Annotated in this window: 18 protein-coding genes and 1 pseudogene; 7 read left to right on the forward strand and 12 right to left on the reverse strand. The window is 43.4% G+C overall.

Annotated elements, in window-relative coordinates; all coding sequences use genetic code 11:
• On the forward strand, window positions 1-102 hold a 102-nt coding region (locus tag AC1DPK_RS29985), incomplete at its 5' end, for an IS3 family transposase (RefSeq protein WP_477512554.1).
• A 346-nt stretch (window positions 103-448) separates the two neighbouring features.
• On the opposite strand, the gene AC1DPK_RS29990 is transcribed toward AC1DPK_RS29985, so the two are convergent.
• Window positions 449-688, reverse strand: coding sequence for a glycine zipper domain-containing protein (locus AC1DPK_RS29990; RefSeq protein ID WP_477512528.1), 240 nt, complete (start codon window positions 686-688; stop codon window positions 449-451).
• 148 nt (window positions 689-836) lie between these two features.
• Between AC1DPK_RS29990 and AC1DPK_RS29995 the strand changes: the two genes are divergently transcribed.
• Window positions 837-1,025 carry a hypothetical protein gene (locus AC1DPK_RS29995; protein ID WP_477512529.1) on the forward strand — a complete coding sequence of 63 codons (189 nt, stop codon included), beginning with the start codon at window positions 837-839 and terminating at the stop codon, window positions 1,023-1,025.
• Window positions 1,026-1,196: 171 nt separating this feature from the next.
• Here the strand turns inward: AC1DPK_RS29995 and AC1DPK_RS30000 are convergent, their stop codons facing one another.
• The 3 genes from AC1DPK_RS30000 to AC1DPK_RS30010 all read right to left on the reverse strand — a co-directional run bounded on the left by AC1DPK_RS30000 (window position 1,197) and on the right by AC1DPK_RS30010 (window position 3,547).
• Window positions 1,197-2,876 carry a ribonuclease J gene (locus tag AC1DPK_RS30000; protein ID WP_477512530.1) on the reverse strand — a complete coding sequence of 560 codons (1,680 nt, stop codon included), beginning with the start codon at window positions 2,874-2,876 and terminating at the stop codon, window positions 1,197-1,199.
• Between the two features lie 139 nt (window positions 2,877-3,015).
• Window positions 3,016-3,159 (reverse strand): manganese catalase family protein, encoded by a 144-nt coding sequence (locus AC1DPK_RS30005; RefSeq protein ID WP_477512555.1) that lies wholly within the window; start codon window positions 3,157-3,159, stop codon window positions 3,016-3,018.
• A gap of 40 nt (window positions 3,160-3,199) precedes the next feature.
• Complete coding sequence (locus AC1DPK_RS30010) at window positions 3,200-3,547, reverse strand: AMP-dependent synthetase and ligase (protein WP_477512531.1); 348 nt, start codon at window positions 3,545-3,547, stop codon at window positions 3,200-3,202.
• 356 nt (window positions 3,548-3,903) lie between these two features.
• Between AC1DPK_RS30010 and AC1DPK_RS30015 the strand changes: the two genes are divergently transcribed.
• Window positions 3,904-5,001 (forward strand): L-dopachrome tautomerase-related protein, encoded by a 1,098-nt coding sequence (locus tag AC1DPK_RS30015; RefSeq protein ID WP_477512532.1) that lies wholly within the window; start codon window positions 3,904-3,906, stop codon window positions 4,999-5,001.
• 461 nt (window positions 5,002-5,462) lie between these two features.
• Here AC1DPK_RS30015 and AC1DPK_RS30020 read toward each other — a convergent pair whose 3' ends face one another.
• The 5 genes from AC1DPK_RS30020 to AC1DPK_RS30040 are packed head-to-tail and all read right to left on the reverse strand — an operon-like array spanning window position 5,463 to window position 7,776.
• Window positions 5,463-5,759: a spore coat protein gene (locus AC1DPK_RS30020; RefSeq protein ID WP_477512533.1), complete on the reverse strand. Its 297-nt coding sequence runs from the start codon at window positions 5,757-5,759 to the stop codon at window positions 5,463-5,465.
• A 10-nt stretch (window positions 5,760-5,769) separates the two neighbouring features.
• Window positions 5,770-5,970 carry a hypothetical protein gene (locus AC1DPK_RS30025; RefSeq protein WP_339204146.1) on the reverse strand — a complete coding sequence of 67 codons (201 nt, stop codon included), beginning with the start codon at window positions 5,968-5,970 and terminating at the stop codon, window positions 5,770-5,772.
• Between the two features lie 31 nt (window positions 5,971-6,001).
• Window positions 6,002-7,138, reverse strand: a complete 1,137-nt coding sequence (locus tag AC1DPK_RS30030; RefSeq protein ID WP_477512534.1) for a zinc-dependent alcohol dehydrogenase — start codon at window positions 7,136-7,138, stop codon at window positions 6,002-6,004.
• Window positions 7,135-7,521 carry a spore coat protein gene (locus AC1DPK_RS30035; protein WP_477512535.1) on the reverse strand — a complete coding sequence of 129 codons (387 nt, stop codon included), beginning with the start codon at window positions 7,519-7,521 and terminating at the stop codon, window positions 7,135-7,137. The genes AC1DPK_RS30030 and AC1DPK_RS30035 overlap by 4 nt, the downstream gene beginning before the upstream one ends.
• A gap of 12 nt (window positions 7,522-7,533) precedes the next feature.
• Entirely contained in the window at window positions 7,534-7,776 is a 243-nt protein-coding gene (locus tag AC1DPK_RS30040; protein ID WP_339204144.1) for a spore gernimation protein GerQ, read from the reverse strand.
• 192 nt (window positions 7,777-7,968) lie between these two features.
• Here AC1DPK_RS30040 and AC1DPK_RS30045 point away from each other — a divergent pair, with 192 nt between their 5' ends.
• Window positions 7,969-8,250 carry a hypothetical protein gene (locus AC1DPK_RS30045; protein ID WP_477512536.1) on the forward strand — a complete coding sequence of 94 codons (282 nt, stop codon included), beginning with the start codon at window positions 7,969-7,971 and terminating at the stop codon, window positions 8,248-8,250.
• A 692-nt stretch (window positions 8,251-8,942) separates the two neighbouring features.
• Here AC1DPK_RS30045 and AC1DPK_RS30050 read toward each other — a convergent pair.
• The 3 genes and pseudogenes from AC1DPK_RS30050 to AC1DPK_RS30060 all read right to left on the reverse strand — a co-directional run.
• Window positions 8,943-9,363: pseudogene (locus AC1DPK_RS30050) on the reverse strand (SpoVR family protein); the annotation flags it as partial.
• A 61-nt stretch (window positions 9,364-9,424) separates the two neighbouring features.
• On the reverse strand, window positions 9,425-10,393 hold the full coding sequence (locus tag AC1DPK_RS30055) for a metallophosphoesterase family protein (protein WP_477512537.1): 969 nt from the start codon (window positions 10,391-10,393) through the stop codon (window positions 9,425-9,427).
• Window positions 10,386-11,288, reverse strand: coding sequence for an alkaline phosphatase family protein (locus tag AC1DPK_RS30060; RefSeq protein WP_477512538.1), 903 nt, complete (start codon window positions 11,286-11,288; stop codon window positions 10,386-10,388). Before AC1DPK_RS30060 ends, AC1DPK_RS30055 begins: the two co-directional genes overlap by 8 nt.
• Window positions 11,289-11,575: 287 nt before the next feature.
• Between AC1DPK_RS30060 and AC1DPK_RS30065 the strand changes: the two genes are divergently transcribed.
• From AC1DPK_RS30065 to AC1DPK_RS30075, 3 genes are read left to right on the forward strand one after another with little or no spacing between them, the layout of a single operon-like run.
• Entirely contained in the window at window positions 11,576-12,493 is a 918-nt protein-coding gene (locus tag AC1DPK_RS30065) for an ABC transporter permease (protein WP_477512539.1), read from the forward strand.
• 37 nt (window positions 12,494-12,530) lie between these two features.
• Window positions 12,531-13,421: a carbohydrate ABC transporter permease gene (locus tag AC1DPK_RS30070; protein WP_477512540.1), complete on the forward strand. Its 891-nt coding sequence runs from the start codon at window positions 12,531-12,533 to the stop codon at window positions 13,419-13,421.
• Window positions 13,422-13,474: 53 nt separating this feature from the next.
• Complete coding sequence (locus tag AC1DPK_RS30075; RefSeq protein ID WP_477512541.1) at window positions 13,475-14,995, forward strand: ABC transporter substrate-binding protein; 1,521 nt, start codon at window positions 13,475-13,477, stop codon at window positions 14,993-14,995.
• Window positions 14,996-15,099: the final 104 nt, after the last annotated feature.

Below are 15,099 nucleotides of genomic sequence, written 5' to 3' on the forward strand. Positions count from 1 at the left end.
GAACAGACCGTTCGAGACTACATCACTTACTATAACGCAATTCGTATTCAAACGAAACTAAATAACCAGTCGCCGGTTGATTATAGGCGATTGGCCGTTTAAACTTGAAAGGTGTTTTGATCCCTGTCTCACAAATGGGGGTCAGTCCCCACCTCTTGATTAATTTGTGCAGCTTTTTTTCACGTTTGTTCAAGTATTTTTGCATTATTGAGTTCTTGGTTTAACTGTTGATATTGACCTGATGCTTGCTGATGATAACTAATTGCATAGCTTATTTTGCCATTGATAATTAGATTTTCACCTAATTTAAAAACAAATAATGCTGCATATTCGATTTAATTCGAAATGCAGCATTAGGAAGTGAAGAATTATTTATTTTAACCATCTCAAAACAATTTTAATTGCATTCACACATCTAATACCCAACTGAAGCTTGTGACTAACCATTTTAATCCTTTCGTTGTGCTTCGTCGTTGTTATCGTCAGCAGCCTCTCCAACCTTATTTCCCAATGCTGCGCCTACGATACCGCCAACAACAGTTCCAACAGGACCCAAAGCAGAGCCTACGACTGCACCTGCAGCAATACCACCCGCCGTTCCTACAGCTTTTCCGATGTCAGCTCCATCCGTATTGTTACTATTTTGGTCAGAATCAAGATTTCGATTGAGTTCTTCATTTTTAGTCATTTAATTTCACTCCTTCGTTTTAATGACAGCTGCTACATTTACCGTAGTCACAATGGATATCATGTCCTAAATAGTATGAAAGGATTCATTCCTTGATGAGCTTGAAGCTATTGCGCGGTAATCGATCCGGACAAAGGGATGTGTAAGGATGTCTCGCATGGTGAATTCACTGCTTCAATGCTTGGATGAATTAAAATCGGAGAGTATATTACATGCTGCAACCATTTTGGATGCAGAATTGGATTCTGTAATATGGGGAAGATTTGATACAAAAATGAAATATGATGCCCCAACAGATTCAGAGACGTTTACTGGAAGCATGGCTCACGAATTATGAAACGATTTTTAGTATGGATACAAAAACACGTCTCTTTTTTGCAATAAAAATATCCCCACCAAGGTTCACTCAATCTTCATGTAACAACACGAAGTTTTTTGAGTGTCTACTTAAAGGGGATAATACCATACCTTAAATTGAAGCAAGGGGATTTGTAATTATGTGGATTCATTACACTTCAATGATGATTGGTAGAACCATTGGCCGTCTTTTTGTTTTTGCATAAAGCAGCTTACTTGTAGATTCTTTAATACGATGTTTTAATATAGACCACTTACCGTCGTTTCCATTCTCTTGTAAGTCAGCAATGGTTTTCATCACAAGTCGACCTACTTCGCCTAATAAAGCTTCGGATTCTCTAACGTATACGAAACCTCTGCTAATAATATCAGGCCCGGATAGTACGGAGCCTTCTATACGACTAAGTGTGACAACAACAACAAGGATGCCATCCTCGGCAAGATGTTTTCGATCGCGTAATACAATGTTTCCGATGTCGCCTATGCCCAAACCATCGACAAGCGTATTACCGGCGGTAACTTTCCGTGTTTGTTGTACATGATTTCCAGATAGGTCAAGAACATCTCCGATATTCATTATATATATATTATCCTTCTCTAGTCCAACAGACTCAGCAAGTAAGCGATGCTGGTATAACATGCGATATTCTCCGTGGATAGGGATGAAATAGGTTGGTTTCATTAGCGTAAGCATAAGTTTAAGCTCTTCTTGGCTGCCGTGACCTGACACATGCATACCTGTCGCAACACCTGATCCATGAATAACATGAGCCCCAAGCATATACAGATGATCTAACATGCTTGCAACGTTCTTTTCATTCCCTGGAATGGGTGATGACGCGAGGATGACGGTATCACCAGAAGAAATTTCTGTATGTGGATAGGTGGAGCTAGCAAGACGCGAGAGTGCAGCCATCGGTTCACCCTGACTTCCCGTACACAATACCGCGACTTTTTCTCTCGGGAGCTGATTGGCCTCTTTTGCTTCAATGATCATACCTTCGGGAATATGGATATAACCGAGCTCCTGAGCAATCGTTACGACGTTGATCATGCTGCGACCAAGCAGCAGGAGCTTGCGGTTTGTTAGAATAGAAGCATCCACAACTTGCTGCAAGCGATTAATGTTGGAAGCAAAGGTGGACAGAAATATTTTATTTGTTGCTTTCTGAAAAGCATCTGCAATTTTTTCGCCTACCAATCGTTCAGATGGAGTGAAGCCTGGTCGCTCAGCGTTCGTGCTCTCGGATAATAAAGCAAGCACGCCTGCTTCACCAATTTTCGCCATCCTATGAATGTCTGGGAATTGTTTATTGGAAGGGGATAGATCAAATTTGAAGTCTCCCGTATGAACGACCGTACCTTCTGGCGTCTGTAATACGATGCCAACACAGTCTGGTATGCTATGGTTTGTACGGAAAAAAGAAAGCTGAAAGCTTTTTCCTAGCTCAATAAATGAGTCTGTTTTAATTTCATGAAATAAGGTTCCTTTGAGACGATGTTCTTTTAGCTTTCCCTTGATTAAACCAAGTGTAAGACGAGTTCCATATAAGGGAATATTCAGCTGTTTTAATATATAAGGAATTCCGCCGATATGATCTTCATGTCCGTGCGTAATCACTAATGCGCGTACTTTTTCTTGATTCTCAATCAAATAGGAAATGTCAGGGACGATTAGATCTATGCCGGGCAGACTCTCGTCCGGAAATTTAGAGCCACAGTCAATGACAATGATGTCGTCAGCATATTGGATGACATACATATTCTTTCCAATTTCAAAAACACCGCCAAGGGCAAAAATAGATAGTTTATTCAACTCTTTATTATTCATCTCCAACAAACCTCCGCATCATTGGTAAATGGTTAAACGAAAACAGGAAAAAACCCTGCTTTTCAACAGGGTTTTTCCTATTAGGAAGCAGCTTATATTTTAAAATCCTAGCATTCAAATCGTAAAACCTAGACTATGTTCACTCGGAAGTATAGTTTTTCCGTGAGTATTGTTGCTTTGGAAGAAAATATCGCATCATGCTGCGCATTTCACCAAACAGACCGCCGAGCGTATTCTGAAGAACTTTAGCAACGGCTGGATATGGTCTAACTACAGCGTAAATTCTCTTTTAGAAATAAAATTTATCCCTTATTCCTAATTCATTAATGAGAATAGTTGTTAAAGCCTTGTGGTTGTTGATGGTTGTTCATAGTTGAATATGCAGTCATTTGTGTTTGTGATGACTGAGCCACTTGGTTGCAGATGGTTGAGATTTGTTGCAATTGCTGAAGTGCTGTTTGATGGCCTTGCAGAGCGGTTTGTATAATTTGAGCGGCTTGCTGTTCACGTTGTGCTATTTGTTCCAGTGCTTTTGCATTATTGAGTTCTTGGTTTAACAATTGTTGATATTGCCCTGATGCTTGCTGAGTTTGGTTCACCAATTGTTGGATAAGTTGTTCGGCATGAGCTAGTTGTTGCGAAATCTGATTGTTGGACTGAAACTGGTACAAATGAATTCCTCCTGTTGGATATTTTGGATTTTCTGACCTGATTAGAATGACTCAAACTAAGATGGAATATTCAATTTCCTCTAAATTTAATTTTCATATCCATGAGCTGCCGATTCATAGTCAAAAGGCATTAATACCGAAATTGGCGAAATGAACGAAGGACGTACGAGGTCGTTCAGCCCTTTTAGGCGTATTAACGTTTTGTTATTAACGAGAGAACAACCGATACCGGCATTAGTACGGTCGAAGTAGCGGTAGCATTCATCACGATAGAAAAATTTATCAAGAACCAGGCACTACAAAAAAAATTCATCATATATAGTTGATATCCGTTCGGATTTGATGAGGAGGATATCATGCAACCTATGTTACCTATGGAAAAATATTTTGGGCAGTTTGAACTGGTGCATGCTTTTTATGGGGCTATGCCTACAGGTGTCAGCGTTTCTGAAACTGGCCGTATTTTTGTTTGCTTTCCGAAATGGGGAGACGACGTTCAATTTACTGTGGCGGAAATTGTTGAGGGTGAAATGCAGCCTTATCCCAGTTTAAAAATAAATTTGATTAATACTAGCAACATTGTAATGTCTTTCGTCAGTGTCCAAAGTATCGTTGCTGATGGAAGAGGAATACTTTGGGTACTAGATACAGGGGCACCAAATTTTTCTGAACCTATTCAAGGGGGAGCAAAATTAGTTGCTGTTGATTTAAGCACGAATACAATAAGAAGAGTATATACCTTTACAGAAGATGTTGTCTTGCCAACAACTTATCTGAATGATGTCCGTCTGGATTTTCGTGTTGGAAGAGCAGGTTATGCATATATAACGGATTCTTCTTCCAGAGGGCCAGGAGCTATTATCGTCGTAGATTTAGAAAATGGGTACGCGTTTAGACGGTTAAATGGGGCAATATCAACTTCACCTGATCCCTATTTTTTACCGAAAGTAGAAGGTAAAATTTTGATGAATCGAAACCCGGACGGCTCGACTTCCCCATTTAGATTGGCTTCCGATAGTTTAGCGATTTCTCCTGATGGAAAGGTTTTATTTTATGCTCCGCTAACCAGCCGTCAACTGTTCTCAATCTCAACAGAAGCCCTAAGAGATAGAAGGATACAGGACATGAATTTATCCCAATATGTGCACTATTGGGGGGAAAAAGGTGCGTCTGATGGAATGATCACCGGCGCAAACGGCACCGTTTATGCGGGAGACTATGAAAACAACAGTATCCGGAAGATATTGCCGAATGGTGCAATGGAAACCATCGCACATGACCCGAGAATTTTATGGCCGGATACTTTTTCGATTGGCCCCGATCAATACTTATATGTCATTGTGAATCAATTACATCGGCAGGCGAGATTTCATTATGGAAGAGACCTGCGGGAAAAACCATATAGTTTACTTCGTATGAGAATTGATGAATTCCCTGCTCCTACCTTTTCATAATAATTTTAAACGAATGTAGCTATCCCTGATCCCAAACTAAATCCCCTATTCCGCTTACGGAGTAGGGGATCTTCAATTCTAACCAGGAGCGAACAACGTATGACACAAGCTAATCAACAACTTGAGTTCTTCTCGGCAAACCACTACGAAAAGTAAGTTCCCGCGAAGCGTGTTAGTATTATCAGCCTCAAGTTGGTCCGCGAGTCCACCATCCTGTACCCCGACAGATCCATCCTCATCCATCCTCTTTACCTCAGTATATGTAGCCAAATCCTACGGCACATTCTTGAGGATGACGATCGGGAGCACTTCTTTGTGATCTGCCTAGACAGTATCCGCCCTTATTGTAATGTTGGATTTTTGACACGGAGAACATTTTATTCTCTGAAGTCTCCGGTTAAAATCAAAAACGCGCTTGAACCATTGTGGTTTTGCACATTTTGCTGGGACGAAATTCGGTGTCAGGACGGAATGTTCATAGCGGTCTGAATGTTTTTCAGATCGAGCTGAATTTGCTCTGGAATATGGTAGGGATGATATAGGCCCCGCTGCATCATGTAGATTGTTATCTTTTCATGGGTGTCTATGGCTTCGTCGAGCTGTTTCATCAAAATTTGCTTGATTTCAGGGGTGGCACATTCGGTCACGGCCATGGCGTAGTTTCTGACTTCGCTCTTGGCGTTCATCAAATAATCCATTGCGATCACGTCATCGGTCAGCGTATGAAGCCCTGCCATGTGTTCTAATATTGTGTTCATGTTTTATCTCCTATAGGATCATTTTAGACAGCACTCCACCGAGCTCCTGAAGCTGCTGCTGTGATAATTGCACATCTTGCTGCAAAATTTGCATGAGCTCCGGGTCGGTTACCAGAGCTTGCATGGTTTTGGATTTGGTCATGCAAACCGTCTTGAACGCAGCTATTTCATGAACCTCCAGCATCTCATGCAAAGCGTAATTGGAATTCATTCGGATTGTCCTCCCATGTATCTATCCATATTCAAGGCTTTAAGATGACTTTGATGCAATCGTCCGTTTTCGTATCGAACACTTCATAACCGCGCTTGGCCTCGCTGAGCGGAATGACGTGCGTAACAATATCTCCAGGGTCCACTTTGCCCGACGTAACCAACTCGTACATATACGGCATGTAGTGAACGACCGGAGCTTGTCCGGAACGGATATTCACGTTGCGCTGCATGATGTCGCCGAGCGGGAATCCGTTATAGCGTCCGCCGTATACCCCAGTGACTTGGATTGTCCCGCCTTTGCGGACAGCCTGAGACGCAATGATAAATGCGCTCATCGTGCCGCCTTGCAGTTTCAAACCGCTTGCTAGAAATTCGAGATCGCTCATCTTGCCGTCCATTCCTACCGCATCAATCACGACATCGGCGCCGCCTTTGGTCATTTCCTTGAGATTGTTGCCGATATTCTTATCCTGTTCGAAGTTTACGATTTCCACATTGTTCGTTCGCTTCGCATGCTGTAAGCGGTAATCGACATAGTCGACGGCTATGACCCGCTTTGCTCCTTTTAGCCAGCAGAATTTCTGGGCCAGTAGTCCGACTGGACCGCAGCCGAGCACGATGACCGTATCACCATTCTTTACGCCGGCGTTATCTACGCTCCAGAATGCCGTCGTCATGGCATCGGCGATCAAGCTTAGCTTTTCGTCCGGTTGTTCGCAGTTTTCGGGAATCTTGAAGTGGGTAAAATTTGCGAACGGGACTCGTAAATACTCGGCTTGCCCGCCAGGATATCCGCCGGTCGTTCCGGAGTAGCCAAAATATGCGCCCATATCCCCGTGTTCGTTTGAATTGTCACATTGGCTTTCCAGCTGGTTTTTGCAAAAAAAGCATTCTCCGCATGCGATGTTGAATGGGATGATCACACGGTCGCCTTTCTTTACCTTTGTCACGCCTGGGCCTACCTCTTCTACGATCCCCATCGGTTCATGCCCGATGACATAGTTCTCCTGAAGGTTAGGGATCATCCCGTGAATAAGGTGAAGGTCGGAACCGCATATGGCGGTACTGGTGATCTTTACGATCATATCGTCCGGTTTCTCAATCTTCGGATCCGGCACCTCTTTGACTACGACATTTTTAATCCCTTGATACGTTACCGCCTTCATGCTTTATGTCCTCCAATATGTTCATCTGGGGTCCGATCAAACATCCCTTTACGCGACGTATCACCCGGGAACAAATTCATCTGCCCGATCATCACCGTATTTTTCGCCGAAAGCTGGTCGAGTTGGTACTGTTCGTTCAGCTCGTAAGGATGGAACCATTTTTTACGAATCATGAGCTCCGTGATTTCTTGGTGCATTGCAATCCCCTGCTTAAGATGATTGCGCAGCAGCGCTTTTACATCCGGAGAAGCCGTTTCCGTCAGGGCGATGGATAAATTTCGCACACCCTCCTTGGCACGAAGAAGGAAGTCCATTGCAAAAGTCATATCTGCCATTTCTGGCATATTTAATGAATTAATCGGGTCTAAATAATCGGTATTCATTTGCGTTCCCCTTTAATGTGTTATAGGTGTCGGGCTATTCGGAACAGGCGCTTGGAAAGGAACTCTTGCGTAGATTGCTTGCAGCTCGGTGATTTGTTGTGTGGATTGAATTACGTCTTTCTGCATTAACGCTTTTAGCTCTTGGTCAAAGACCAAGCCTTGCATAAGTTTTGACTTAGCGATGCAGAGCGTTTTAAAGTTTAACGCTTCATGTAGTTCCATCGATTCGTGCGGCGCTAGCGTTGGCGTATTCATTGAGTAATTATCACCTCCTGTTTTTTCATCAACGTTAGATTTTCCGAGGCACCGGATCTTATACTAAAATTGTTTGCCGGAAATGTGGGATCCGGATATTCCCATGCAGTCGCAGGAATATAAACAAAATCTCATCCGCATACTTATTTCTGTTTAAATTAATGATCTTTGCTCAAGGGAGGATGACTCGCTTTGCCCAATGAAAACAAAATTGATCTAGCCACCGAAAATGCAAGAAAACCGGCAGAAGGTACACTTAACTCGAGCGGCAATACGCTGGAGCAGCATGCATTTAACGCAGTTTCTGAGGCGCAATCGGCTTTAAACCAGGCGATAAACTCGATAAGTGAACCTAATGCGGCAACAAATTCACAAGCTTTGGAGACGGCCCGGCAGCAATTGACCCAAGCAGAGGAATTTTTAGATCAAGCACAAACTTCAGAAAACGCATTACGTCTACCGGACCAACAATAAAATGGTCTTGGCGCAGATAGGCTTGGTAGAGAGTCTCCTTCTTTTTCGGATACATGTGGAGTCAGGCTTACTAATGTCGAGGTATGATCGTCTATCGATGTCGAGTAGACGCTGCGATGATGTTTACCCTTAGCCGATACTCTCCGTATGGGCAAAGAATCTACGTTGACGCTCGGAGGAACGTATTTGCCACAGGAACAGAGAGTCACCGTCAGAAGGCTTCGGCTTGTGCCGAAGCTTTTTGTTTTTTGAGATGTCTCGGACATTTTCAAAAAATTTATTCGAATCCGGGTATTATTAAGCAGTGGAGCCCCATTTATACAATTAGCAGGACTTTGATCTCTCCCTGAAAACAGCCTGCTTCACTTTACAAATTGAATATCGACAAAGGGCATTAACATCTACGTGTCGGAGCACCGCGAACTCATTACGGGCGGCAAAGTGGAACCTGCGACGTATGATGCACTAATCAATAACTCTTATTGGTGCTTGAAAATGATGGAGGAAATATTCTGTATATAAGAGTTATCGACCCACTTCGCCTCCTCTGTCCGAAAAATAGAAAACCCGATCAAAATAGATCGGGTTTTTTGTCTCAGTATTATACTTTCAATGCAGAATTAAGAAGTACTATCCTATTAACTCAAACAAACTTCCGACTCGTTTTCTTCCCATCACAGATGAACACAATCTATATCTGAATCGAGCTCGCGTACCTCGAACATTTTTTCTCTGCCCTTGCCGGGGACGCGTCCGAAGCGTGCTTGTTCTTCCTTCGTTGGATTATCGAATCGGCGTTCGATATCCCCGAATATTTTCAAGCCCAAATAATAGGGATTCAAGGTGTGCCGTGATGGATGCACGACAGAGGAGTTTAGCTTAGCGAACTCAATCGTTTCATCGCTAGTCAGATCAAGCTCGCGAATAATTCGCTGATGCCAGTAGGATGCCCAGCCTTCGTTCATAATCTTTGTTTCGATGATTTGCGGCCAGAAATAGAGCATCTCATCGCGAAGCATAGATAGAATATCGCGCTGCCAATCCTCCAGAGTAGGGGGAGTATTCCTCAATGAACCAGATAAGATCTTTTTCTGGCCATGGCGGAAAACGTTTGGCGTCAGCGGCCTGCGATTAAGCGAATCCATAATATAGATTCTTATCGAATCGGTGCTGCTTATGTTAAGTAAATAGCAACATTCTCCGGTGTACGTCCCTCAGGCGCATGCTTAGGCTGCTCTGACAGCACCGTTCCATCCTCTAAGTGCAGCCAAGTATCGAAGCTTCGTTCTCCTTCTTTCAAGGAAATGACCCTCGCTCCTGTTAAAAAGGGCCGATCCAGGTATGCGTTTCGGGTCGTGCGGCCATAGCAAAGACGGATGCCATGCCAATCGCCCCAGAAATCGTGACCGTGGTCATGGCCAGCGAAGGTGCCCATGACATCGCCCATCTCGATCATAGCTGCGAAGAAACCGGAATTCACCCAAGGTGCGCAGCAGAAAGGAGCATTACGCTCTCCGTAGCAGACACCGAAGTCCCATACATCGTTATATTCAGGAAGCGGTATGTGAAAAAAGGCGAGGGAGGGCAGCGGCGTTCCGCCGTTGCTTCCGGTAAGTCGATAGGACTCACGTGTGTACCAATCAATCTGATCACGGCGAATCCAATCATAATAGCCCATTCTGTTATATTCCAGCGGAGAGTAGCTGCCTGAATCCAGAAAATAAAGGGCTGCGGCCGTTTCGCGTTCTTTACCTTCTACGGTAAGGACATAATTACCGGAGCCATGAATGCCAGGTGGGTCAGGCTTAGCATAATTATGCGGGTAGCTTAGCTGCAGCGCATGAAGCTGCTCCCGCGTGACGGTTCCTTCCGTATCGTGGTTGCCAAACACAGCAGCCCAAGGGATGTTCAAGCTCTCAGGCACGGAGCAAGCGCGTCGAAATGCGACTACCGGGTTAGGGTGACCAGCTGAAGCAATGATATCTCCTGTGTAGACGACCAGATCAGGCTGCTCGTCTTTCAGGATACCTAGCATCATAGCTTCCATCCTTTGTTCTTCCGCTTCGTATGAAGAAAATTCGGGATCTGTGAACTGCACAATTTTGAAGCTCCCATCTTCTCGAAACCGCAGCGTCTTAGCCATTGTGGGACTCCTCAGCGTCAGCTGTTATGCTATCTACGATAGTAATGCTCTTGGATGCCCATGTGTCATCAAGCAATCCCTCTGGTAAGCGAGCATCCCATTGCTGAGTCAAGGTTAATCCTAGCGCAAGTGCAGCAATTGCAGCTGTATCTGTAATGGATACCGATCCTTTTAGAAGCCCGCTATTAATCCCAGGTCCGATACAGCCCCAGAATACGTCACGGTCCATTGGATGGGCGCTGCCATGGCTGTATTTGTTATCACCGCCTCCGCCATGGTCAGTGAGAATTACAACTAAGCTATCTCCCATAAGACCTAACTTCTCTAATCGCTTCAACACACTGCCGATTAGTTCGTCACAAGTAGTTATCGCAGCTAAATACTCCGGACAATCATCTCCGTAGCCGTAACGGTGTCCAGAGCCATCGGGTTCATCCAGTTGTAGAAACAACAGACGAACGTCCTGATTCTCTTCGATGTATACGAGAAGAGAAGAGACAAGCTCAGCATCCGGCAAAGAAACTTTATGTACGCCGAGATTATCTTCAATAATACCGGAGTTAATCGGACTCCAGCTGCTAAAGGAAGCAAGCTTAGCCTCTGGCTGTTGTTCTCTTACTAGTCGAAAGAGGGAAGGAAAGGGAGAATCACTCGGATAGGATAGTGTTGCCGCCTTCTCATTATTTAATTTATGCTTGTCAGGCTGTACCCCATGAAGCACAGATCCCCAACATTCTGCACTGATCGTCGGCATTTCCGCCTTCGCATCAAAGGTGTAGGCTCCACGTGGAAGCCAAGCATCTAGATTTGGTGTGTCTGCTTGCTGCACGAAATTACCCGCACCATCCATTCCAAGAATAAATACCCGCTGTACAGCCTTAGTTTGCTTCATCATCTTTCACTCCCTCATATCAAATTTCTCGTGAAGGACGCGTCTTCCATTAATAGGAAACGGCACGACCAGTTCACGCTTTTAGCATAAGAGCACCCGTTATAACCGTCAATATCCTAATTCATGCTCTGAGACAACTAGTCATTAGCGTGATAAAGATATGTCATTATTATAGTAGTTCACTAGATTAACAGCCCACTATAATGAGAGACAGAGAACGACAACATGAAAGGGTGAGCCTTATGACGGCGTTTGCATCAAACGTTACATCCACAACGATGAGTAGCCGAATGCGAACATTCAAAAAAAAAATAAAGAAATACAGGGCTTTACTCATTATGATGGTCCCCGGGCTAGCGTACTTAATTTTAAACAATTATATTCCTATGTACGGAGTCATCTTAGCTTTCAAGGAACTGAACTATGTAGATGGCATTTGGGGCAGTCCTTGGGCCGGAATGTACAACTTTAAGTTTTTGTTCAGTTCTCCCGATGCTTTTCTGATAACGAGAAATACGATTATGTATAACGTATTTTTCATCGTTGTGAATACCACTTTTGCGCTTCTTGCCGCACTGTTGGTCAATGAGATTAAAGATAAAGTCATCACCCGTTTTTACCAGAGCACGTTTTTGCTGCCACATATCATTTCAATGGTAGTTGTCGCTTATCTGGTATACAGTTTTCTAAATACAGATAGCGGGCTTATCAATAGACAGTTAGACAAATGGTTTAGCACCGAGTCGATTTCTTGGTACAATGAGCCGGATTACTGGCCATATATTTTGGTTATTGTGAATGCGTGGAAAAATGTCGGCTATTTGGCAATTATTTATTTTGCGGCCATTATCGGTATTGATAAGGAATTTTACGAAGCGGCAACCATCGATGGCGCTAACAAATGGAAACAGATGACTCGGATTACGATTCCACTCATCTCGCCAATGATTATCATCATGACGCTGCTAGCGATTAGTTCGATTATGCGTTCAGACTTCGGTCTATTCTATCAAGTACCGATGAACTCAGGTCCGTTAATGCCTACTACTAATACGATCGATACATTTGTCTACCGTGCAATGATTGAGCGTGGAGACATTGGAATGTCGACTGCCGCTGGTATTTATCAATCTGTTGTCTGCTTCTTCTTGATCTTAGGGGCAAACTTCGCAGTTCGCCGAATCAGCAAGGATGACGCGTTATTCTAATCGATAAAAATTCATAAAGAGAGGAGGCATCAAGCAGATGCCAGTTACATCACGTTTACGATCTCCACTTATCCATCTGTTCTTTGTGCTCTTCAGCATAGCGTCACTGTTCCCGTTCATTTTAGTATTTATGGTCTCCATTTCAGATGAGAGTTCGATTGCCCAGAACGGATACAGCTTAATTCCAAGCAAAATTAATTTCGCTTCTTATCAGTTCTTATTTAATGACTTTGGTCAGATTGCGAGATCTTATGGAGTAACCATTCTCGTAACTCTTATTGGAACAACGGTCAGCTTGTTTATAACGGCGCTCTTTGCTTATCCTTTATCACGCAAAGACTTGCCGCTGCGCCGCACGATGTCATTTCTTCTATTTTTCACGATGTTGTTTAGTGGAGGCATGGTGCCCTGGTATATCACCTATGTGACAATGATTGGGCTCAAAAACACACTGTTTGGCATGATTATACCCAATCTATTACTGAGTGCCTTTAACGTTTTGTTGATGCGTAGTTTTTTTGCCAACACGATACCAGAATCTATCGTTGAGTCAGGCACGATCGACGGGGCGAGCGAGCTGACTATCTTCATGAAGCTAGTGGTGCCGCTTTCAGCTCCAATTATCGCGACAGTCGCCCTCTTCAATTTGTTAGCTTATTGGAATGACTGGTACAACTGTATGCTGTTTATCGATAAACCAGATTTGATGAATATCCAGTACCTGATGACCAAGACGCTAAATAATGTACAGTTTCTAATTATGAAGGCGGATACATCCAGTCAAGTAGGCGAACTTCTTTCCAAAATGCCAACCGAAGGTGTTCGAATGGCACTCGCCATTATCGGCGTCGCGCCGCTCCTGGTCGCTTATCCATTCTTTCAAAAATTCTACATCAGCGGTATCACCAGCGGTGCGGTTAAAGGTTAAGAATACGCATCTAGGTTTCCGATAAAAACATAGAGAAGAAGGGATTGGTTACGTTGAAGAAAAAGCTGCAAATCGGAATAACCCTGATCATCATTGTTATGCTAGTTCTGTCCGGATGCGCTCAGAACAAAACAGGAGGTTCCAACACTCCAAAAGAGGATACGAATAACACACCATCCAATGAGACTGGTGCTGCTAGTCTCAAGCCTTACAAAATTACATTGATTTATCCTGGTGCTGTGCCTAAGGATCTAAAGCTTGTTCAGGATGAAATGAGCAAATACTTAACAGAAAAAATCAACGCAACTATCGAATTGAAACCGATTGATTGGGGCTCTTGGACAGACAAGACTAACCTGATGAAAATTTCCGGCGAATCCTTTGATCTCATCTTTACTGCCGGATGGTTTGGTTATGGATTAGACGTATCCAAAGGACAATTTGTAGAACTGACAGATCTCATTGCAAAACACGGTAAAGATATCCCTGCCATTTTGGGCGATGATTTTATGAAAGGCGCACAAATTAGCAACAAGACTTATGGCGTTCCTACCAAAAAGGAATTCGCACAAGGTTTTGGTTTCCTTCTAAACAAAGAATTGGTTGATAAATATAAATTCAATACTGAAGGAGTTAAAACTCTGGAGGAAATGGAAGAAATGTTTAAAGTAATTAAAGAAAAAGAACAAGGTATAGTACCCGTTGTTAGTAATAAATTTGCAAACACTTGGGGAGCAGCTAATTACGATAGCGGTATAATTTCACGTGACAGCAAAGAGTTGAAAGCTATTGATACCCTAGAAGACCCTAAATTTATTGATTTTCTGAAGCGTATGAGACAATGGAATCTTAATGGTTGGTTCGATAAGGATGTTATGACTTCAGATTCTAGCGGTCAAGCAGAGAACATGATAAAAGCCGGCAAAGCCTTTGCAATCGGTTCATCATTGAAGCCTGGTAAAGATAAAGAAATGTCTGTAACAATGGGACTGCCGCTCGTACAAGTTGAGACAGCACTACCTTATACAACAACAGGTGAAGCAAATGGAGCATTGCTATCGATTTCCCGTACTTCCAAGGATCCTGAGAGAGCAATGATGTTTCTTAATATGCTGTATACGGATGCTAAGCTTCTTAATATGCTGGATTGGGGAATTGAAGGTACGCACTATGTTAAAAAAGCAGACAACGTCATTGATTATCCAGAAGGCGTAACAGCTGAGACACAAGGCTATCCGAGCCCAGGCGGTTGGATGTTCGGAAATCAGTTCATCTCATACTTGTGGGCAAACGAAGACGCTGACAAGTGGGAACAATTCGAGAAGTTCAACGAAAGTTCCGAACGCTCTATCGCTCTTGGCTTTACTTTCGATGAGGCACCAGTTAAGGCTGAGAAGGCTGCAGTCGGTAACGTAGATAAAGAGTTCCAGATGGTTCTGAACTCAGGTGCTGTCGATGATGTGGAAGGAACGATTTCCAAGTATAAAGCTAAGCGTAATGCTGCGGGATACCAGAAAATTTTGGAAGAACAGCAGCGCCAGCTAGACGAGTGGGCCAAAGCGAATACGAAATAAGTTATATGCAGGAGTTGGAGAGTAAACCTCCAACTCCTCCTTCTTTTCCAACCTGATGAGATATGCCATAATAAAATGCAAAAGGTATACCGACATGAAGGAAT

It is taken from the genome of Paenibacillus sp. 01T424 (assembly GCF_056398745.1).